Raw genomic sequence first — 23477 nt, 5'->3', positions numbered from 1 at the left:
GCTGAACTAATAGATAATCTTTTTAAAGGGTTAATAAAAAAGATATTTTCCAAATATCACTGTCATCCCGTGGTGGCATTGCCTGGGTGGATCAGTTTTTCCGTCATTGCGAGGAAATTACGAAGTAATTGACGAAGCAATCCAGTAAAAAATGCTAACTTATAGCATTTTTTATTATTTTTTCTGGATTGCCACGTTCATTTCATTCGCGTAGCTCAGACGACTCTCGATCCACGCGGGCAATCTCTCCCGTGGTCAAGCAACTAGATGACATTTCTATCTATAAGCGAGTTTGGAAAAATATCCTCTAAATAAAATAAACTATAAGCACCAAGTTATTTTATTCTTTTAATATAAATTGCGTTATTTGTTCTACAACCGATAAGGGTGAAAGCTTGGAAGTATCAATAATTAAAGCATCCAAAGCCGGTAATAAAGGTGCTACTTCTCGCTCTTTATCTCTTTTATCACGCAGAATTATCTGTTGTAAAATCTCGTCAAGTATACATGCTTTCCCTTTAGCTTGCAACTGTTTATATCGCCTCTCAGCTCTAACCTTAGGGTTTGCGGTTATAAATATTTTAAAATCGGCATTAGGTGCAACTATTGTCCCTATATCTCTACCCTCCATAAGAATTCGAGGTGTAATATTAATTAACTTTACTAAATGCTTATTTAGATTATCTCTTACCTCAGCTATTACGGCAATTTGCGAAGCAACGCCTCCTATATTTTCATCCTCTAAGTCAAACTTATCTGTAATATCTATTTCTTTAGATAAGGAGATTACTTTATTGATATCTGTAATGTCTATTTTTTCTTTAATACAATTAAAAGCAAGCTGCCTATAAACAATACTAGATTGAACATATTTTAAAGAAAATTTTTCAGCAAGCATAAGCCCAATAGTACCTTTACCGGAAGCAGCAGGACCATCAAGTGCAATAACAAAATTTTGTGAAAAGTCTAAAGCTTTAGATTTTAAGTTTGTCATAAAAAATTTGTAGAATAGATAATAAAATAATGTAAATAAAGCTTGAAATCTACTATATTATACAATAAATATAGAACTTAATATTTATAAGGGTGATTAGCTCAGTTGGTTAGAGCATTACGTTGACATCGTAAAGGTCGGGGGTTCAACTCCCCCATCGCCCACCACCTTACCTCCTAGCTTTTCTTAATCTGCTAATTTTATCTCCATACTCCGTATGCTGCTTATATGCTCCTCGCATTTTTAAAAATGGTGTTATTATCCCCTTGATTGCCTCTTCTAAACTGATGTTTAAGTTGAGGTCTTATGCACACTATATGCTGCTCACATTTCACTCCTGATTGTGTAATCCATAATGAGAGTGATAATAATCCCACTATCTTCTACAATTTTGTCGGTAATTTTATTCCACCTGAATGGAGTACTCTTTCCTCTCGTAATGGTAAAATTTTAAGTAAAACCTCAAGACAACTCCTATCTCTTATAGTCTTCCGCTTGCAAATCTACTATAACAACAGTATTGACGAACTTCAGGAAACCTATCATTTCTTTGAGGATTCTCTAGGAGTATGTCAAGAGCGTGTAAGACAATGCTTACTTGAATTAAAAAAGAGTGGCTTTATCGAATTTTATAAAGCAACAATAGTTAAATATGGCATTAAATGCCGTAATACTCCTTGTATTAAGCTGGCTAGAAATTTCCAACCTACTTCTAGCAAAATACCATCTGAAAATGAAAAAAATTTTACATCAACTCCAAAAAACTTTGGGGTCAAACCCAAAGAAATTTTGCCTCAACCCCAAAAAAGTTTGGATGAGACAATATATATAGATAATAATAAAAATATATCTAATAAATCTAGATATAGCGAATCTATCCTTTTTCAAAATGAACAAAATGAAACTGTTCAAAATCAGCAATTATTACAATATTCACAAAAACAAAATCTTGCACAAGAGTTAAAATTTGTAACAACAAGATCAGCAAATAATCAGCAAGAGAGTGAAAATGATAAAACATCTGAAAGTAATTTTATCATTGATCCATTACGGGTTAATAAGGCATTGCAAGCAGTTCTTGATAAGGTTGATAAGGCAAGATGTCAGCAAATAGTATCATCAGCTGATAATGCTTCAGCAGTAAAATCTGTGAAGAATCAAGGCTGGTTCAAAAGAAAAAAATTAACAGATTTCCATCCCTTAACCCAAGAAGAGGCTGATTTATTACAGGTAAAATCAAATCGAGAATTTAATCTCACTTTTATTAACAAGCTCTTATTGAAATTAGCAGCACAATACCCAGAACATCATTTTGGTCATAAAAAAGTGTTTTTAAATTACATGGCTAAAGCTTTAGCTCATGAGTTACGTGAAACTACTAAAGCTAATAATGCTACATTTCAGTTTAAATCTAGTGACTTAAACAACACTAAAGAGCGATATCTAGATAAGATAGAAAGTAGCATTGATACTAGCAAACAAGCTCAGATAAAACGTAAAATCATTGGTATTTTTGATCCTGATTCAGCTTATGAATTACTAAGCTCCTGCTTATTTATTGGGGTAGTAGGTAATAGTTATCAAATAAAACTGCTTAAAAATATTACGCTTTCAGAAAATGTACAAGATAAAATACTACAGCAAGTACAAATGATCTATGGCAGTAGTATTAAGAAGTTGAAAATCATACAATTTGCTGAGCTTGAAGCGAAGCAGAATAATACTGAAGATGAAAAACAAGATTATTTACGGCAATTAAGTAAACAATTAAATCCTGATTCAGTATGGTATAAAGTGAGGAAATTTCTTATTGAACGTTATAACCAATATATTGATTTTGGGGTATTAAATAAATTAGTAGTGGTAGAGGAAGATATAGTCAACAAAAAGGTAATCCTTAAATCAACAACGGCTTTTAATGATTACTATATTAGAAATCGTCATATGCAAGATCTAGAAGAAGCTTTTAAGACGCAAGATTATTGCTTTGAATTAATCAAGTTTGAATATAACTAAGCTATTAACCCACCAATTAAATACCTGACTTAAGAGGCATATTTAACATCATCGGCTTGGAACAATTTTTGTATATGTTTAGGATTGTTCTGTAAGCAACGTAAATAAGATTTAAGATTGTATTTTAACTCATCTTTTGTAAGAGGTATATGTTTTCTATTTACATTTCTTTTTAAGTCATTATTTAAGTATTCATCTGGATTATGTTGTGGAGTATAAGGAGGCAAAAAAAACAAAGAAATTTTATCTTTATGCTTATTTGTCCAGCTGTATACTTTTTTACTATGATGTACTTTTAAATTGTCTAATATTAAAAAGATCTTCCTTCTTGCAGATTTCACTAATCTTCTTAGAAATTCTATAAATATATCTGTTTTTAGTGTATCTTCATATAACATGAACCTTAGTTTACCATTGTTCGTAACAGTTGATATCATATTTATAGTAAATCGTTTTGATTTATGAATAACTACGGGTGTTTTGCCTTTTAAAGAATAGCTCTGTAACACCTGACATTCTGATTTTATACCCACTTCATCACACCAGTGTATTTCAGCTTGTTCCATTTGTGCTTGTTTTACTATTGCGGGATATTCTTCATCTAGCCATACTTGAACTTGTTTTGGCTGTTGCTCATAAGCTAATTTCTTTGGTTTTTGTGCAGTATATCCCCATCTTCTTAAATATTCTCCAATCGTACTTAATGGCAAAAAGAAACCACAGCATTTTTTAATCAGGGCATTAATAGCTTTTCTTGACCATAGTGCAGATTTGATATTGTGATCTTCTGGTCTAGAGTGATTTATATAATCTTGTATTTTTTTACCCAGCATTTCATTTATTATTCTTTTCTCTCCTGTCTTTCTTCCTCTAGACTTGCCAGTTATTGCATATTTATCACCTCTTCTTCTTTTGTTAACCCAGTTACTAATAGTCTGACGTGTTACTCCTATAAGATTTGATACATCTGATTGTTTTTCTCCTTTATCAATTGCTCTTAATGCAACTTTTCTTAAAGCTGCTTGTGCACTCGTTGATAATGTCCTAAAATCTTCTTTTTTTAGCATTATTTCATTCTAACATTATATTTTAGTATTTGCAACTATTATGTCAGGTATTTAATTGGTGGGTTAATATTGTGGTAATTGATAATTTGTAATAACTACTTCATCAGATATTTTATTGTGCTCGGGCATGGAATATTTAACCTTAATAATACTAATATTAAAATTTTTGTATAAGTTTCTAATAAAGGGAGTATTACTATTAGAAATCATCATTTTAACATTTTTATCATTGAGTTCTGTAGCAAAATCTTTAAGTCTCGTTTGCTCATTTTCATCAAAGGGTAATCTGGTATAAAATTTCTCACCTGATTTATGATAAGGAGGATCAAAATAAACAAAATCACCTTTTTGTGGTTCAATGAAAGAAAAATCCATAGCATAAATAGATGTGCCAGCTAAAAGCTGACTACACTGTTTTAATCTAAAGGCAAAATCAGATTTACTATAATTCCTACCAGAGAAAGTTTGAGCTGGTTTGCCATCAATATTAATCCGGTAAATGCCTTTAAATGAATATCTATTAAGATAGATAAATCTTGCAGTAATCTTTGCTGGGTCGTTACTGTCATTATTACTTCTAACTTGATAATAATGTTCTTTAGAGTGTTTTTCTTTATGAGAGTCTAATAGTTTACTGACCTTATCTGGATTCTTCTTTATTGCGTTATAGCTAGTTACTAGCTCTAGATTAATATCAGATAGGAAGCAATGTTTAAATTTATCTCTAATTTGAAAAAATAAAGCCCCACCACCAAGGAATGGTTCATAGTAGTTATTCAGTGTTGATGGAAGAAACTTAATTAATTGATCGGCAATTTTTCTTTTACCACCAACCCATTGTAGGAATGGTTGTGGTTTATCTGAGTTCTTTACTGACATGAAATTATTATTAAAATATTTATACTAAATTATAGTATAAAATAGGCTTAAATGCCAGCAAAATACTGTATTACAAGGGATTTTCAAGGAATTCTTGATGTTTTCTGTAGCATCATTAATACTAGTTTTGATTTGTGTTTAATAGACAAAGAGCTGAGCTAACACACAATAGAAATTTAGCGGTGTCTCATTTATGCAGCTCTTTGCCTAATGGTGCAAAAATCTGTCAAAAAAGCTCTTAAATCCTCTGTACTTCGTAGAATTGTGGTGATATCTGTCCTTGTTAAGAGCGGCCATGGTGCAACTCTAGTTCAGAGGTTAAATTAAAATCGACAAAATTTTTGCACTTTAACCTCTGAGCTGTTTTCTTAACTTTAACAGCAAGGAAATGCTATGACAATTAATAATCAAAATCAACCAAAAGATAATCATAATATTACTAAAACAAATTGGAATCTTCAATTATCTCCCATATCTGTCACATTAATACCATATCAGCAAGAAGAGAATATCATTAACTCGACGATCACAAATTATACTGATATAATTAAATATAAATTAGAATTACAAGAAGCAAATAATAAATTGAAAGAATCTGGGTTATTTAAAAGAGATGTGGTGCAAAATATGGTACATGGATTAAAGATTCCATGTAATGGGATTTTTTCATTAGTAACAGCTCTTTATGAAATAGAAGATAATCCTGAAAAAAAGGATTATCTAGCTAGTGTAGTAAATTGTGCTGAAGAATTACTAGATTATTATAATAATATACTTAGTTATCTACAGAATAATTCTGGATTACCTCCTATAGTTTTAAATAAGTTTGATCCAAAACAGTTGGTAAATAAGATTATTGATAAAGCGATGCCAATAGCTCAACGTAAGGGATTAAATTTATCTTGTAATTTTCAGTATGATTTAACAAATGCTATAATTAGTGATACTTATCGAATAGGAGTAATATTAGAGCAGTTAATAGATAATTCTATTAACTTTACTAAAGAAGGTAAAGTTGTGGTAACAGTGAACATGTTTGCTATTAGTCCAGCCGTTTCAGAATCAGAACAACAACACAGAGAAATGGTATTCCAATTTATGGTGCATGATAGTGGTGTTGGTTTGTCTAAAGAAATCAGGCAACATCTTCATGAAAAGATTGATAAATTTGATGTTGCTATGCAATATAAGGGACTTGGATCAGGATTAAGTTTTGTAAAACGTCTAATTGGTGAGCTAAATGGAGAGATTGAAGTAACAAGTGAAAAAGGTAAAAGTACTACTATCGTCTGTAATATACCAATTAAGTTACCTCTTCTTGATGATCTGATTTATGATACATAATGTTGATATTGATAAGGTTTTGATTATTATGCATTAACTAATAATGATGATTTTCTTGATTATTGTGCTTCACTTGTTACACTTAAGTAAATTATAGTAAGGAAGGATATATGGCAAGAAGTCAAGAAAATCATCAAAAAACTATAGATCCTATTATAGGAAAGTTAAATTTACCTAAAGGTATAGATCTTGAGCTAGACAAAATAAAAATTACAGATCTATCAAATTGTCGATATAGTAAAAGGCTATTAACGAAGATCATGCTTATTAATAAGATTTCTAGAAACAAAGTTGATCTTAATAAAATTAAAAAAGCAATTTATTTTGCTAAAAAATATCATGGCAGGCAAAGAAGAGAAACAGGAGAATTTTATTATTCACATCCTTTAGAAGTAGCATATATGGTTTCTGATTATTTATTTAGAACAGATATCATAGTAACCAGCATATTGCACGATTGTATTGAAGATACATTACTTACTAAAGAAATGATTATACAAGAATTCGGTCATAAAATTGCCAATCAGGTTGAAGATTTAACACGAGTTAAAAATGATAAAAAAATTAATTCAGCAGAAATAGTTAAAATATTATATCAGCAGAAGAAAAAAGAGTTGCTATTAATTAAATTATGTGACCGATTACATAATATACAAACAGTAGGAGCTAAAATTCCTGAGAAAGGATGTAGAATAATTTTAGAAACTTTACAATCTTTCCTGACTATTGCTACTTACTTAAAGATACCAAGAGTTGCAAGACAATTACACGCACATTGTTTTAATATAACTACAAATTACAAAAAATCAAATTTATATAATAACACAGTACCATTTTCTTCTCTTACTGATCATTTTAATAGATTATTATTAATAAGTACGTATTACTAAATTAGATAAATATTTTTTACTTTACGTAAAATGATAATACTCCTTTATTATTTTCGTTTGACTTAATTAAGTTAACCATCTTTAATAAATAATCTAAACTTCTACCTACAATGCAAGAAATGCTGAAGAACAAAAATTTAAGAAAGCTTATAGAGTGGATGTTTAATTTAATTGAGCAAAATGGTCACAATAAAACGTTAGTGGTCATAGCATTATTGGTAATGCAAATAGTAAATTAATATAAGTTCAATTATTCCCTTAATTTAAAAGATATTTTAGCTTCAAAAAGCCTAATATATCATCAAAACTTACGCTATGTTTTATGATAAATGGCTTACTGGGGTTATCCTCTAATATGAATAAACAGCTTACAGTCAAGCTTTTTAGTTACATTTGAGATAACATAGCATAAGTTTTGTCATAAAAAAATAAATGAAGATTATTATGCAAACGGAAAAAAGTTTCACAAATAAAACTCGTAAGAGAAAAGGAAATTTTACTGGAAATGAAGAATTATCCAAAAAACCCCGCAAGGATATAGATAACAAAACTCATACTCCAGTTAATAACAGTAATCAATCAGAAAATTATAATGATGTTTTTGAAGATAAGAATATATTAAATGTTAACAATAATAGTGATACTAGTAGCGATGATTGTGAAATCGTATCCGTTTCATTGAATAATAATGGTCAATTATTACCTAATAAGTATAGAAAAATTGATGTACCAGGTGATGACAGTTGTTTATTTTGGGCTGTTGCTTTAGCTTATTTAACTCCTGTTAAAGATGACCACAATGTATTTAAAACAAGATTTAGAAAATTATTTGGACATCAAAATCAATTGAGTACAATACAAAAGTGCATACAAAAATATGATCATAATATACCAAACAATGACATTTTTAAAAACTTAATGTCATCCTTAGTAACTCAAGATTTTCGTAAAATGGTATGTGATTACATATCGGACAATAAGAAAAGGTTCAACTTTCAAGATCCATTATTTAATAAAAGTAGTAATGACGAACTCAATTATAAAGAGCTTGAATCTCACATACAGCAGATGAGAAAGACAACAACATGGGGTACTTGTCTTGAACAAGAAGCAATGGCTTTAATGTTAGCATGTAATATTCACACATATTCTCATGCTCAAACTCCCCAAGTTTATCCAATAGTGAATAAAAATACATACGGTGATAAATTAATATTACATTTTGTTAATGCAGAGACTAAAAATTATGATACTAAATCTGCTAATCATTTTATGTTTAGCCTACTAAATAATAGTTATGTATTAGAACATATTAATGATAATAGCGATGATGCTGTATCAAGTGTTATTGAAGTGGATTTAGAAAGTAGTAATAGTGAAATAAAGAGTCAGTTAGGTAATGATAATGAATCTAAAGCAAGTAATATAGTCCCACTGTTGTTTCCAGAACCCACAAATGAATGTGATGTGTTTGATATACACAATCATAGTATATTTAAATATTATTCAAAACTAGCTATCAATGCTAAAGTTAGTAATCTTAGTAGTCTTGGTACTACTTCTAGACCTTACTACTCTAAAGATTATATTACATTAATTAAGCATTATTTAAAGCTAGGTTTTTTAGATAGTGCTTTTGAATTATACTCGGTATTAGGAAAATATTATACTGACTTTAATTCAGAAGACATCGAGCTCAGCATTGGTAAAATGTATGCACGTATAGGTAAGTATTCTAAAGCACGAGAGTGTTACAGTAAAATCACAAATTCTGATCTTATTGATAAAGCTAGAATCCTTATAGGCAATAGTTTTTTTCAAGAAGGTAAATATGATGCAGCTATAGAATATTATAAGCAAGTATCAGAATTATGCGGCATATCACAATCCATGTTAGATTTAAAACGTTACTGTCAAAGTCGTCTCAATATAGGAAACTCCTATCTTAAAAAAGCTAATTATAAAGCAGCTAGATATTATTATGATATAGTATCGGATATGCTAGAAGAAGATTATTATTATAATATGTATAATAAAGCTCAAATAGGAATTGCATATACATGGTTAAAAGAAGGTCAAAATGACAGATCTGAAACCCATTATAATAAAATAAAACAAATAGATTGCGATGATACTAATAAAGTATTTGTTGGAAATATCTTAATAAAAAATAAGGAATATGCACAAGCCAAAAAATGGTTAGAACAAATTAATAAATATAGTCCTTATTATTCGCAATCTCAAATATGCATAGGTAATATCTGTTGTCATGAAGGTAAATATTCTGAGGCTAGAGAACATTATAACAAGGTAAGAGAAGAAAGAAAAGGAGCATATTATTATAGTATGGCTCAAATTAATATAGGGCATAGTTTTAGAAAAGAGGCTAAAAAACATTATAATAATATAGATGAAAATAGTTACTTTTATGAATTAACTTCAGGTTATGAAAGTAGTGAAGTGCTTGATATTGGTAGATCAGACTATGAGTCATATTGCATATTTAGATCTTACAAAAAAGAAATCAAGAATAAATTATTATGTGATCAAGTAGTAGAGTTTATAAAGAGGGATAAGAGTAATGACATAGGAGGTATGAGTGATAGTAGTGATAAGATATATGATAATTATGCATCATTACATTATGCAGAAAATAATGGTCAAAAAGAAGTAGAATTATTCAATGATCAAGCAATTGTCGCAGAAAAATCTAAAAGAAGAATATTAAAATTTAAAGAGGAATTAGCAGTTAATAAAACTACTTATCTTACGGAATCATCAGAAAAAATAGAAAATAATTTAAAGCAAGATATAAATTCTGTTACTATTAATGGTAATAGTAATACAACTTCTAACATAGATAAATCCCATACTATAAGTAGTATACAGAATGATTATAAATTATCTTCTGATAATTTAACACAGCAAGAATGTAAACTACAACCTAGCACAAAGTTTAATGTACCTGATGATGGTCATTGTTTATTTTGGGCTGTTGCTTTAGCTTATTTAATACCTTCAATTAAAAATGAGAATGAATTTATAAATAAATTTAAAAAATTGTTTGGCGAAAATAACAGTGATAATATTAAATTAAAAGAACAATTAATAAGAAACGCCCGCACCTTAGATTATAGTTCCTTAAAGCAGAATGCTAAAATTAGCAAATTAATCAAGTGCTGGGTTAAGTGTGTCACCAAAGAATATGATCATAATGATGCTGTTAAGGTACTTTTGAGTCCTGAAAAAGCAAAAAATACACAAAAAATACAAGAATATGCAACACAAATTCAAGATGGAAAAATATGGGGTGGTAGTGCTGAAATTAAGGCCATGTCTTCGATCTTAGACATTAACATTGTGGTATATAGAAATGATAATAATTCTCCAGAACTATATTCAACAGAAAAAGATATAAGAAGTGATGATAAAATTGTATTACATTATATCAATAGTATAACTAAAGAATATTGTGACGCTAACCACTATATGTTTAGTATAAATGATAATATATCACTGCATGATGAATTAAGTACTGATCAAGAAAATCATTTAGATCAAATTATTTCTGAAGATTATATTCAATCTTCAGAAGACATAATAAGCAATATAGATAGTGAATTAGAAAGCGATTATGATCCGTCTCCTGATGATTTAGATAGCAACAGTGATAAGCGTTCTCAAGTTCAGACACGGTCATATATACAAAATTCAACACAGCAAGATCAAGAAAAAGATATTAATATAATAGAAACGTATAGAAGAGATAGATTTAATATCTCAGTTGAAGTAGCACATGATGGTAGTAAAAATACTTTAGATGACTATAAAATAACTGATATAGTTATTAAAAGACATTCACAATACAATAATAATCACACTGTTCCTTTATCTTTTTTTTCTTATTCTTTGAGCTACTTGTTAGTAGATACGTCCATACCTAATGCTATAAGTGATATAGATCAAAAATATATTAATCAAGATCGATATGACAATAATGTATTTGATAAATATTGGTATAGATTATTAAAACAATATAATGATCACAAATCGGAATGGGAAAAATGTAACTCTAATAGAATATGTAAAGACTCAATCCAGGTATTTTTTCAGGAAAAAATTGTGCCTTATATTGTATATCGTTGGAATACAAGGATAATGTCGGTATTTAAAGAAAAAAGATTACCTTCAGAATATGGTAAAGAAGGTAGTAAAATCAAAAAGTTTATTAAGAAAATTTTTTCTGAATCAAAAAAAGAACCAGAAAATATATTGAATGATGATGATAACTTAACAGAGATTGAAAATAACATCCAAAATCTATTGAAGGAGTTTCTGCAGTGTATAGATCTTCCTAAGGATTCAACGGAAGGCATTGCTATTATATTAAGTGATGCTAGGGAGCTATTTTCTATATTATTATTTATTATAGAAAGATCATCAAGTAATGGTAATATATACAATAATGAAGGTATTTTTACAAATGAATATGAACAGTTACGTAACACTATTCTTGATAAAAAGAATTTTGAACAAAAGTTTAGAATAATTGTAGATAAATATAATTATTCTTCAGAAAAATTACAACATGAATTGAAAATATTCTTAATGCCAAAATCATTGAGTATTATTACTAAATTTACTGATACTACCCCTTCTTCTGATCCAGAACTATTTTCTCCTAATACTCAAATTTCTTCTAACGTAGCTGAAGAACCAAAAAATATTGATTATATTGCTAAGGCAGAAGATAATCAGAATGACAATCTTAATGAGATACAATACAGTTATTATGATAATATAAACTTAAAATATCTTTTATTAGAAGAAGAGGTATTTCATATTACCCATGTAACTATAGATACTGATAAAAAGTTGGGTTCACAATTAAATCATATTTTTAATGATTGGAAACTACAAAACCAAGTAATCTCGTATGTCCTGATAGGAAGGGGCACTAATTTTATTATTAGTACAGCAATGATAGTCGTTTTTAAAAAGCAAGAATTAACAATAATTTCTATATTAAATAGGCAATTTGCTTTAACAGTTGAAAATTATTTATTAAATAAATTCATCAATATAAAACGCAAGACAATGATGTTTGATTCAGAATTAAATAACAATGTTGATGTTATCATTGTTACAAAATATATCAAAGAACTACGACAAAAATTTTTGGAGGACAACATCTGTAAAGAAGTAAGTAAGATCAGAGTCAATTATGATAACAACAAGTCTCATAACATTTATGATTTATATAAAAACGACAAGAAGAAAATAGATAGTGCATATTATATTAGTATAGAAAAACTACAAAAAGTAACTAACCTTAAAAATTTTGAGCAGATTATAAATGGAATAAAAACTGATCAATATCGTACATTTGAATCATATTTTCATATGGAGCAGTTACAATATAAGAAAATAAAGATAATAAGATTTATTATCCAAAGTAATAATATGGCACTAATAGAAAGTGTATCTAAGATTAAGATAAATGATGATTTAATATATAAATGGTATATTAATAATGATGAGAATTTTATAGACACACTAACTAAGTGCCAATCTCTTAAAAAAAGCAATATACTTACAGAACAAATATTAGATCCTTGTCTTAATAAAATAAATAAATTTCGAGAATATATAAACAAAGAACAAGATCGTATACTTACAAGGTCAAAAGCAAATTCAACAGAAATAAATATACAATTATGGTTGTTAAACGAAATTTCAAAGCACGAAAATATACAGTATATAAAACAAGCTTTAGATACAAATGATAAAGTTTCACTATTACAATATTGTATCATCAAGTGTAATAATATGTTTAGTATTATAGATACTATTATATTAAAATTACACAAATTAGATATAAAATATATTCAACTTCTATTAGATATAACAGTTAAAGAGAATGATACAGAAATACCATTGTTACAATTTTGGTTTAATAATAGAAAGGATAATTTAGTTCAGTTGGATTTCATGTATACGATGTTGCCATTAATACCTGAATTAGGTAATCAATCTATTACAAAGCTATTAGATATGACAGTTAAAGAGAATGATACAGAAATACCATTGTTACAATTTTGGTACAACATAAGCAATATGTTAACGCGAGGTCTTAACTTCAATAATAATTGGGAATTTTTTTTCCCTGAACAAATTAATAAAAAAACTTTAGATAAAATGCAAACCTATTATGAGTCAAATGATAGGTTACTTGATGTTATTAAGTATTGTCTTTTACAAGACAGTCTTTTCAAAAAATATAAGGATCAATTCTTAAACTTAAAGATTTTTATGGGACCACCAATGGGAGAAGACATTATAAAAAATTTCGACTATATAATTAAGGATTTACAAATATATGTATTACATAGTAATACAATCTTTAAAAAAAAAAGCAAAAATAATTTTCTCTTTAGAACCAAAAAAGTCTAACGTATTAGGCTTAATAGGAGAAAAAAACTCAAGAGACAAAACTGAAATAATTTTAGAGAATATTAGAAAGTGTTGCGAACAAAAAAAATGATTGACAAGATATTTAATAATTGCGACGAGAATACTTTAGCATGTTCTTGTCCTAAACAAAGTAAACCAATACTTGAGCATAGTAATACAGAAATAAATACTGAAACAGAGCATAGCATAGAATTAGTAGGAGAACATTAGATGTGTGGAAGGAGAACGTTCATAGAACCATACGCGTCAAGTTAAAGATGGTAGGGAGATAAAAGTAAGGATAAGAAGGTAGCAATAATTTTGATTATGATATAAAACAGAGAAAGATTAAAGTATAAGTTCCAATAAGTAAGCAAACTAAATTAAGGGACTTATACTATGAATAAAGTAGAGAAACTATCAAGAATATGCAAAGAATTTTTTATCCAAAAAGCAAATGATTTATCAAAAATAACGGGTTTCATCAAAAGAAAGAGGAAAATTACAGGATCTTCGTTTATCAAAATATTGGTTTTAGGAAATATGGTAGATGAGCATTGCAGTATAGAAAGAATGTGTCAGTTACTCCAGGAAGATTCTATAGATATTAGCAAGCAAGGTTTAGATTTAAGGTTTACTGAAAGTGCAGTAGCTTTTATGAAAATAATGTATGAAGAATGCTTAAGCATATTTAAAAGCAATCTGCGACTTGATTGTAAAATTCTTCAACAGTTTAATAGCGTAAAACTGCTTGATAGCAGCCAAGTTAGTTTACCTAACAGTATGGAAAGTATTTACAAGGGATGTGGATCTAGTTATAAAGGACGAAGTAATAAGGCAAAATCTGCGGTTAAGCTACAGGTAGTATTTAATTACCTAAATCAAACATTAGATAGATTGGATTTAACTGAAGCTATTAGGTCAGATCAGGGGTATAGAAACCACTTGGAAGATATAAAAAGTAACGATTTACTAGTAGCAGACTTGGGATATTTTGTACCCCATAGTTTTCAGAAAATTAGTGAAACAGGAGCGTATTTTATTAGTCGCTATAAATCTGACACTAACATCTATGATATTCATACCGGTGAGAAACTAAATTTACTAACATTATTAGAGCAGCAGATTTTTTTAGAAAAAGAGGTACTTTTAGGTAAAGAGATAAAGCTCCCGGTAAGAATTATCTGTCATAAATTAACATAGGAACAATCTGCGGCAAGGCGAAGAAAAGCTAATATTTTAGCTCAAAGTCATGGATATACCTCTTCCCAAAAGAACCAAAGATTACTGAGTTGGACAATAGTTATTACCAATATTCCAAGCAGTAAGGTTGCTGCTGAACATGTATGGTCAATTTATCGAGCTAGGTGGCAAATTGAGTTGTTATTTAAGCTATATAAAAGTCATGTTAGAATTGAAATTATTAAAGGTAGAAGCAACTCTGCAAGAATATTATGTGAGTTATATGCCAAATTGTGTGTAGTAGTTATTTTTCACGGGATAATGAGTTGTATAGAATTAGAACCTGACAGGGAAATTAGTTTAACAAAAGCATTAATTGAACTGAAGAAAAGGAGTAGAGAACTGCTTATGATTTTAAATAAAACGGTTGATCATTTAAAACAATTTTTTGCCAAATTAGTTTGGGACTGGTCAAAATTTTGCCTGAAAGACAAATATAGAAAAACAAGAATTTCTAGCCTCAATATGCTGAAATCACTCTCTGTTTATCCTTAACTTGACGCGTATGGTTCTATGAACGTTCTCTCTTTGCTATTAAAATGTTATTTTTTTCTTGCATTATTAGGGAGGTCCATACATGGGGCGAAGCCATGGCCCATTTTCTGATAAAATTTGAGGGCCGAATTTAGTGCCTATTTTTGAATTTACACAGTTAAAAATCCAGAGCCGTTCCTTCATCATGTCTAATATATTCTGTCATCACTTAACCATATTAAATACCCTAATATTAGGATATCAGATTCTATGCAATTTATCTACCCCTTTTAAAATATCAAAGATTTTATATATTATATTTGATACAATATCTTAATTCTTAAGATTATCAAAAATATTTTTACCGATTTGAGTCCACTGATCTTGGATATTAGGATTTTGTATTAATTCCTCTTTCAAAGAAACCAAAGCTCCGAGTAAGCTATTAGTAGATAAATCATCTAGTTTAGCTTTAGCAACTAAGCCACCAATTTGGATCAAGTGGCGAGTACGAGCTTTTCGTTCTTGAATTTTCAGCTTTGCTTCTGCAGTTATAATTTTGGCTTTTTTTTGTTCTAATTTTAATCTTTGTTTTATGACATTTCCCATAGATGTTAACATAATTCTACAATTATTGTAATAAACATATTCTTACATGTCATGAATGCTCAAAAAATTTCAGAAGTCAAATGATTTATATTTACCGATGTCATTGATAAAAAATCTGTAAAATTTTTCTCTGAACCAGTTAATTCATTGATACAAATGTGAAATTTTAGAGTCCAACATAATCATAAAAATATTAAAATAATGCCCAAACCTAACCGAACCAGCAAAAACTAACAAAAAAAAAGCAAAGGAAGATTATCACTGTTGTTCAAGATCAATACGAAACAGCGGAGGAAGAGGTTTAGCCTTAGTTCAAGGAAACAAAGGCTAACGCAATATATAAACCTTACGGTTTATTTTTGCTTTCTGGTTCATGTGTTATAATGGACTAAAAAATCAAGACAAAATTTTGAGGAAAATGCTTGGTAATTTTGTTTAAAATTAAGCTGCCATTTGTGTATAATGTTGTATACTGTTAGCAACGGAAGTAAAATGATACAGAGCAACGGATAAAAATTGATACAGTATTAAAGTAGAATCCTCTGGATAAGGAGGTAATGAATAATGATAATACTGGAGCAAATAATGGAAATAAAAATATTGAATAAACATGGTAAAAGTCTAAGAACAATAGCCGGAGAAGTAGGTGTATCAGTAAATACAGTACGTAAATATTTAAAATATGATGGTAGCCCTAAATATAAGGATAGGCCGAAGTTAGTAACAAAGCTTGCCCCATATAAAGACTACTTGAGTGACAGAATAAAATCAGCCCACCCTGTACCTCTACCTGGTACTGTACTGTTTCAGGAGATAAAGGAGTTGGGTTACACAGGCGGGATGACCCAACTCAGAGATTATCTAAGAAGTATAAAGCCGGCAGCTAAACAGGAGGATATGATAAGATTTGAGACTGCTTCTGGCAAACAGATGCAAGTTGACTGGATAGAATTTCGTAAGGGGAAAAATCCTCTATCAGCTTTTGTGGCTACATTAGGATTTAGTAGAGCAAGCTATGTAGAATTTGTTAGCAATGAGAAGCTGGTAACATTAATAGAATGCCATAAGCGGGCATTTGATTATTTTGGTGGAGTACCGGAAGAAGTACTTTATGACAATATGAAGACAGTAATACTGGATAGAGATACATATGGTCTTGGCATACACCGTTTTAATAAAGGTATGCTGGATTTTGCAAAACATTATAGTTTTCGATTAAAAGTGTGTAGACCTTATCGAGCAAAAACTAAGGGCAAGGTTGAGCGATTTAACAGATATATAAGAGAAAGCTTTTATAACCCATTAGCGACAAAATTAAAAACTGCAGAGTTAGTGTTGGATGTGGATACTGCAAATTCGGAGGTGCTAAAATGGTTGCGTGATACTGCGAATCGGCGTGTGCATGGCACAACAGGCGAAATACCTGCAGAAAGATTAAAGTTTGAAAGGAGCAATCTTCAGCCACTACCATTGGATTATAGCGGTAGTCATCCTGCAGTACTAGAGATTATGGAAGATAAAAGGAAACGATTTTCTACAGTTTCCTTACAACATTCCCTCTGCATATACCAAAGTATACTGGAGGCATTATGAACCTGCAGCACCAACGTATAGAAGAGCTATGCCGCTCTTTAAACCTTATTCAGATAGCTGAAGATTATTTTGATATTGCACAATCCTCTAGTAAAGAAGACTCAAGTTATACGGATTTCCTTGAGTCAATATTAAAAACAGAGCTGTTGGCACGACAGAATAGAAGTAAATCAATACTCACCAGAATGGCAGGCTTTCCTGCTATTAAAACGCTGGATAATTTTGATTATGATTTTGCTACAGGAATAAAACGCAAGATTCTAGAAGGTCTAAGGTCTCTGTCTTTTGTAGAAAGACAGGAAAATATTATTCTGCTTGGTCCTTCTGGAGTAGGGAAAACCCATATAGCTATTGCCCTTGGTTATGCAGCTACACAATGTGGAATCAAGACTAAATTTACAACAGCTGCAGATTTGATGCTTGTACTTAATGCTGGGCTAAATCAGGGAAACCTGGACTCCATATTCAAAAGAGTCATACTACCATATAAATTACTTATAATAGACGAATTTGGGTATCTGCCGTTAAAACAGGAACAAGCTAATCTGTTATTTCAAGTTATAGCAAAGCGTTATGAGAAGGGTAGCATAATTCTTACAAGTAATCTGCCATTTGGGCAATGGCATAATAGTCTTGCTCAGGATAGTGCTCTTACAGCTGCTATCTTAGATCGTCTGCTTCACCACTCCACTATACTCAATATCAAAGGTGATAGTTTCAGGCTTAAGGATAAAAAGAAAGCTGGTCTTGTGCCAATAGAAATTATTAATAAACAGGAGGATAATTTTATGACTTAAATATCAGATTTTTTTTTATGATACTGTATCAATTTTCAGCCGGCACATATTTAAAATCTGTATCATTTTTCGACCGCTGTTGACAGTATACTATCGAGATATACATTCATGGGTTTTTGATACCCAATACTTGAATGAAATCTGTGATAATTATATTTACTGATATAATCATTGATACCCTCTTTAAGCTCTCCTATATTTTGATAATCATTAATAAATATACAATTATATTTCAGTGTCCTAAAGAAACGCTCAATAACAATATTGTCAATACTTTTGCCCTTACCATTCATTGATATCTGAATATTATGCTCTTTGAGAATCCGTATATGATCATTGCTGGTATATTGACTACCCTGATCACTATTAAAGATCTGTGGAGCTTGATACTTACTTAATGCTTCCTTCAATACATCAGTAACTAATAGACCATCCATACTATTCGACAGTTTATAGCTTAATATGGCTTTGCTATGCCAATCTATAATAGCTGCTAGATACATAAAGCCGCCTTTAGTGCGAATATATGTAATATCTCCGCTCCAAACCTCATTGGCAGTAGGCACAATTATTTTCTTAGTCTTATCTGTTTTGACCCAGTATTTATCAAGCAAATAGCTGTATATTTTATGCTCACTATCTTTTATAGTAGCCAGCTTATTTTTATGAGGGTATATCGCTTCAATACCAATTAATCTCATATATTTTAGTACTCGATCTCGACCTATCTTATATCCATCTTCTAATAATTGCTGGTACATATAACGATATCCAAATTCTGGATTATCTGTATATATCTCATCTATTCTATTTAATATATTTAAATTATAGCTGCTAAGTGCTTGTTCTTTATAATATGTTGAAGCACGGTTAACTCCTAATAATTCACATTGTCTTGTCTTTGGTAATTGTTCTAGCTTGGACTGTACAAGACTCTTTCTATTTAATAAATCCAAGCTTCTTAGCTTTCCCACTGCCCAATCCCTCTCGATTGTAGTTTTGCCCAAAGCCTTCGCTAGTTCGTCATTCTGCTCCTTAAGTCTATTAATTTGCTCTTGATATTCACTAACTACCTTGGCTGGCTCAAATGCTATCGCTGCATTTGATAAAAATTGCTTCTTCCAATGAGATATGCTATTGCTGCTAACCTCATATTTAGACGATAATCGCGATATTGTTACTTCTTCTTTTAATAATTCTAATACTATCTTAGTCTTCTCCTCAGCACTGAAATTCCGAACCTGTTTTCTTGTCATTTTTACCTCTTAAGTTATTTTTTGCATTCTAACTTATTACCAAGATATTCCGACTCTTTTTTTGTCCAATTTTTTCAGTCCATTATATGTTTCTGGATTTCTGTGGATGATTTTAAGATTGCATGGTAATGTCAATGATGGATTGAACATTGTTAGAATTAATAAACCATGGCGATACAGTTTGCAAGAATAGAAATAGTAAGTAGGAGTGAAGGTAAAAATGCTTGCCTTAAAGCTGCCTATAATGCCAGGCTGATTATTAAAGATGAGAGAACTAACATTACTTATAATTTTAGCAAAAAAGGCGATAATGTTTATCATGCAGTATTATTACCTAGCCACGTAGATCAGAAATTCAAAAATCCAAGTATCTTGATGAACGAAGTGGAAAGGAGTGAGAAAAGAAAAAATAGTCAATTATTAAAAGATATAGTTATAGCACTGCCTGATGATAAAGAATTGGATTTAGATGATAGAATAGCAATTACTCATGAAATCATTGAAGAGATGGGATGGGTAAAGAATGGGCTTGGAGTTCAGGTTGATATTCATAAGCCACAGACGTACGAAAAGAATTGGCATGCCCACGTGCTTGTTACTACCAGAAGATTTGCAAAAGACGGAAAAACATTAGGAGCTAAGGCAGTAGATTTAAATCCTAAATTTGCCAAAGTTCAGGGCAAAGCGTTCATTATCCCAGAAGGGGAAATAATTCATGAGAGAGCTAAAGAAGTAATCAATAAATATTTTGCTAAATTAGGTTTAGAAATCCGAGTAGATCCAATAAGTTTTATGCCACAGCAGCATGTTGGCCCTACTAGAATGAGAAGTATTATCAATGAAATAGCAGAGCAAAATAACATATGCAGGCTTGCCCATCTTGAAATTATCAAAGGAGTGGATGGGGTACTTGATCGTATTATTCGTCATCAATCTATTTTTACTAAATTGGATATAGAAAAAGCAGTAAAAGAGATTAAAGAAGAAGCAGAAAAGCAAAAACTAATAAGGGAAATATTAAATTCAGATAGATTAATCAAACTATATAATGAAGATGGCACGGATACTAAATACTATACTACTCAAGACATAAGGGATGAAGAATTAAGGATAGTTAGAATAGCAGATAAGATCAATAGTCAGATTCATTTTAATAACGTTATTAAGCTTAAGAGTGATATCGATAATCTTGCAAGTGTTAATGAAGCACAAAGAGCAAGCCTGCATCATATATTAATTAATAGTCAAGGTATTAGAATCCTTCAAGGTAGGGCCGGTACCGGTAAGTCACAAGTACTTGCTGAAGGCTATAAAATTGCCACTAACTATGGGCAAAATGTCATAGGACTCGCTCCTACTCATAAAGCAGCATCGGAGCTTAAAAGTAAAGGTTACCAGAAGTGTCATACAGTCAAAGGGTTTTTATTTAAATTGTATAATGGTAAAGCTAATCTACCAAGAAATACTACGCTAGTAGTAGATGAAGCAGGAATGGTAGGTAATAGTGATTATTTAGAATTACTAAAAGTAGCAAGGAGTAACAATTGTAATCTGATACTGGCTGGAGATGAGAGACAACTCACTTCCGTTGAGCGAGGAGGAATGTTTGCAGTATTGGCTAGTAAATTTGGCTCATATGAGTTAAGTAGCATTAGAAGACAAAATAAAGTATGGGCAAGAGAAATGGCTTCATGCTTTGCAAAATCAGATATTGCCGGTGGTCTGCGTTTACTTGCACAGCATAAATGTTTAAAGATTGATCATACACTAGAAGAATCAATGGCAAGATTAATTAATGATTGGAGTAACAGCAAATTTGCTCTAAATGAGCGTTTAATAATTACCATGCGTAATGCTGAAGTAGATAGTATTAATCAAGGGATCAGGGAGTTATTAAAAGCTAAAGGCTTGCTTACCGGTAAAGAATATAGACACTATCTATCATCTAAAAAGCACGAAGATTATATGGCAGGAGATCGTATTTTGTTTAAAAGTACTAATAAAGATTTACAAATAGAAAATGGGGAATTTGCAACGATAACTTCAGTAAGTAACGATAGATTGATAGCTAAAACAGATAGCGGGAAAGAAATAGAATTTAATCCTCAAGATGTAAGCTTTAAACATGGTTATGCTTCTACAGTGTATAAAGCACAAGGAGCCTCAATTAAAGATGTCTATGTATTACATAATCTAGCAGGAAATAGCAGAAATTCTTATGTAGCCATGACTAGACATATAGAAGAGGTAAAACTTTACTATAATAGGAAGGCTACCAGAAATATGGCCAGTTTAATATCGCAACTTAGTAAAATAGATAATAGGCTATCTAGCATTAATTTTAAAACTTTAGAAGGATTGGTAGCGATTCAAGATCAAAAAAATAAGAGTCCTAATATTATAGATAAAGTAGGTAATTGGTTTAAAGGGGTAGTAGAAGATATTAAGGATAGATTACACAGTAATGATAACTATTACCACTTAAGAGTGAGATCAAGATCATCTGCTAAAGTAGCAGAAATCCTAAGCAGCACTAGCACAAATTTTGCCACAAGCCATAAAGCCCAAGAAGAGCGAAAAAGCTCTTCTTATAACCTTACGAATTGTAATAAACAAGATACAACAATAAGTGTTAAATTACAAGAGGATATTATGGCAAAGAATAAAATAGATTATAATTCTATTAATAAACAAAAAGCAGTAGAATTAAAGCAACGATTATCATTTAAAGCGGAAGAAATAGGTAGAAATTTGCTAGGCAGTCCAAACAAGCATTTATCAAATAGTCAAGTGTTACGCTGGGAGAAAGATGGCAAAATAGTGATGAGGATAGGTGGCAGTAAAGCTGGCAGATGGTATGATTTTAGTAAAGGAGAGGGAGGAGATTTATTTACCTTAGTACAAAGAGAAAAAAATTGTGATTTTATAGAAGCTAAGAAATATTTACAAGATATGGTTGGTATATCAAACAATAGCAAGTTATTAGAAGATAAGATAAAAGAGCAATTTGACCAAAAAGTTAAGAATCAAGATCAACAAGCGAAATATGCTGAAATATCTAAGATAAAGAGAGCTATAAGCTTATATGAAAAATCAGATTCTATAATCTATATGACGCCAAATAATATAGCAAAAAAATATTTATTAGAACATCGTGGAATTAAAAAAATATTAACAGGATATCAACTAAATAATGATCTTAGAACCAATATGATGTGGGACAGTAATAGCAAACAATATTATCCTGCATTAATTGCTTTTGCTAGAAATCAATCACTTTCATCTGAGAGATGAAAGTTTGTCTATAGCGACTAGAAGTCGAGAATCAAGCTAAAGCTTATTCCAGTCTTATATTAGTAGTCATTGCTGGTTCATGAGCATCAGTATGTCTATTAATATATTCATTAATCATGTCATCAGTCACATTGCCACTAGTCGAACTAAAGTATCCTCTTGCCCATAAATGTCTACCCCAATACTTTTTTCTTAATATTGGAAATTCTTCTTGTATCTTTTTTGACGATCTTCCTTTAGCTTTTTGCACAAATTCACTTACTTTAATATGAGGTGGTATATTGGCAAATATATGTATATGTTCGCTTGATATTACTCCATTTTCTATTTTAATATTGAGCTCTTCTGCAACTAATGCAATAATTTCTCTCACTCGCTTTTTGATATCATAGGTTAACACCTTGTATCGATATTTTGTAATCCACACTATATGATAGCGATGATAGTAAACTGTGTGTGATTTGTTGCTGTATTGAGTCATGGTGCTTATGATGCTAACGCATCATGGCGCACATGGCAAGCTAAAGCTTTTCCATCTGGAAGATGGAGGTTTTAACCACCAAAGGGAC

The 23477-nt window shown here is 30.4% G+C and carries 15 protein-coding genes, 1 tRNA gene and 1 pseudogene; 11 read left to right on the top strand and 6 right to left on the bottom strand.

Annotated elements, in window-relative coordinates:
* Window positions 1–340 precede the first annotated feature (340 nt).
* Window positions 341–994, bottom strand: coding sequence for a (d)CMP kinase (cmk, locus tag AAGD54_RS06320; RefSeq protein ID WP_341788971.1), 654 nt, complete (start codon window positions 992–994; stop codon window positions 341–343).
* A 90-nt stretch (window positions 995–1084) separates the two neighbouring features.
* Here cmk and AAGD54_RS06315 point away from each other — a divergent pair.
* Window positions 1085–1161: transfer RNA gene (locus AAGD54_RS06315), tRNA-Val, on the top strand.
* A gap of 139 nt (window positions 1162–1300) precedes the next feature.
* The gene (locus AAGD54_RS06310; RefSeq protein WP_341794408.1) at window positions 1301–3010 is read left to right on the top strand and encodes a hypothetical protein; all 1710 of its coding nucleotides are present in this window, start codon (window positions 1301–1303) and stop codon (window positions 3008–3010) included.
* Between the two features lie 29 nt (window positions 3011–3039).
* On the opposite strand, the gene AAGD54_RS06305 is transcribed toward AAGD54_RS06310, so the two are convergent.
* Together AAGD54_RS06305 and AAGD54_RS06300 are read right to left on the bottom strand one after the other, a co-directional pair.
* Complete coding sequence (locus AAGD54_RS06305) at window positions 3040–4077, bottom strand: IS630 family transposase (protein ID WP_341794233.1); 1038 nt, start codon at window positions 4075–4077, stop codon at window positions 3040–3042.
* A gap of 63 nt (window positions 4078–4140) precedes the next feature.
* A complete protein-coding gene (locus AAGD54_RS06300) occupies window positions 4141–4956 on the bottom strand; it encodes a Dam family site-specific DNA-(adenine-N6)-methyltransferase (protein WP_341794407.1) in 816 nt (271 codons plus the stop codon).
* 393 nt (window positions 4957–5349) lie between these two features.
* On the opposite strand from AAGD54_RS06300, the gene AAGD54_RS06295 reads away from it, so the two are divergent.
* The 6 genes and pseudogenes from AAGD54_RS06295 (at window position 5350) to AAGD54_RS06270 (ending at window position 15380) form a co-directional block, all read left to right on the top strand.
* Window positions 5350–6300: a HAMP domain-containing sensor histidine kinase gene (locus AAGD54_RS06295; protein ID WP_341794406.1), complete on the top strand. Its 951-nt coding sequence runs from the start codon at window positions 5350–5352 to the stop codon at window positions 6298–6300.
* Window positions 6301–6410: 110 nt separating this feature from the next.
* Window positions 6411–7190 carry an HD domain-containing protein gene (locus AAGD54_RS06290; RefSeq protein ID WP_341794405.1) on the top strand — a complete coding sequence of 260 codons (780 nt, stop codon included), beginning with the start codon at window positions 6411–6413 and terminating at the stop codon, window positions 7188–7190.
* A gap of 110 nt (window positions 7191–7300) precedes the next feature.
* Window positions 7301–7429, top strand: coding sequence for a hypothetical protein (locus AAGD54_RS06285; protein ID WP_341794404.1), 129 nt, complete (start codon window positions 7301–7303; stop codon window positions 7427–7429).
* A 205-nt stretch (window positions 7430–7634) separates the two neighbouring features.
* On the top strand, window positions 7635–13643 hold the full coding sequence (locus AAGD54_RS06280; protein WP_341794403.1) for a hypothetical protein: 6009 nt from the start codon (window positions 7635–7637) through the stop codon (window positions 13641–13643).
* Window positions 13644–13712: 69 nt separating this feature from the next.
* On the top strand, window positions 13713–13874 hold the full coding sequence (locus AAGD54_RS06275) for a hypothetical protein (RefSeq protein ID WP_341794402.1): 162 nt from the start codon (window positions 13713–13715) through the stop codon (window positions 13872–13874).
* A gap of 168 nt (window positions 13875–14042) precedes the next feature.
* Window positions 14043–15380 (top strand): annotated as a pseudogene (locus tag AAGD54_RS06270) (IS4 family transposase).
* Window positions 15381–15692: 312 nt separating this feature from the next.
* On the opposite strand, the gene AAGD54_RS06265 reads toward AAGD54_RS06270, so the two are convergent.
* Window positions 15693–15968, bottom strand: a complete 276-nt coding sequence (locus AAGD54_RS06265; RefSeq protein ID WP_341795197.1) for a conjugal transfer protein TraD — start codon at window positions 15966–15968, stop codon at window positions 15693–15695.
* A gap of 564 nt (window positions 15969–16532) precedes the next feature.
* On the opposite strand from AAGD54_RS06265, the gene istA reads away from it, so the two are divergent.
* Both istA and istB read left to right on the top strand, forming a co-directional pair.
* Window positions 16533–17561 carry an IS21 family transposase gene (istA, locus tag AAGD54_RS06260; protein ID WP_410526048.1) on the top strand — a complete coding sequence of 343 codons (1029 nt, stop codon included), beginning with the start codon at window positions 16533–16535 and terminating at the stop codon, window positions 17559–17561.
* Window positions 17558–18358 (top strand): IS21-like element helper ATPase IstB, encoded by an 801-nt coding sequence (gene istB / locus AAGD54_RS06255; protein ID WP_341794400.1) that lies wholly within the window; start codon window positions 17558–17560, stop codon window positions 18356–18358. Before istA ends, istB begins: the two co-directional genes overlap by 4 nt.
* 62 nt (window positions 18359–18420) lie before the next feature.
* On the opposite strand, the gene AAGD54_RS06250 is transcribed toward istB, so the two are convergent.
* Entirely contained in the window at window positions 18421–19614 is a 1194-nt protein-coding gene (locus AAGD54_RS06250; RefSeq protein WP_341794399.1) for an IS3 family transposase, read from the bottom strand.
* 168 nt (window positions 19615–19782) lie between these two features.
* On the opposite strand from AAGD54_RS06250, the gene AAGD54_RS06245 reads away from it, so the two are divergent.
* A complete protein-coding gene (locus AAGD54_RS06245; protein WP_341794398.1) occupies window positions 19783–22908 on the top strand; it encodes an AAA family ATPase in 3126 nt (1041 codons plus the stop codon).
* Window positions 22909–22951: 43 nt separating this feature from the next.
* Here AAGD54_RS06245 and tnpA read toward each other — a convergent pair whose 3' ends face one another.
* Window positions 22952–23389, bottom strand: a complete 438-nt coding sequence (gene tnpA / locus AAGD54_RS06240; protein ID WP_341794397.1) for an IS200/IS605 family transposase — start codon at window positions 23387–23389, stop codon at window positions 22952–22954.
* Between the last annotated feature and the right edge of the window lie 88 nt (window positions 23390–23477).

It is taken from the genome of Rickettsia endosymbiont of Rhinocyllus conicus (assembly GCF_964026465.1).
Classification (GTDB): Bacteria; Pseudomonadota; Alphaproteobacteria; order Rickettsiales; family Rickettsiaceae; genus Rickettsia.
This window is presented reverse-complemented; position numbering and strand designations above follow the sequence as displayed.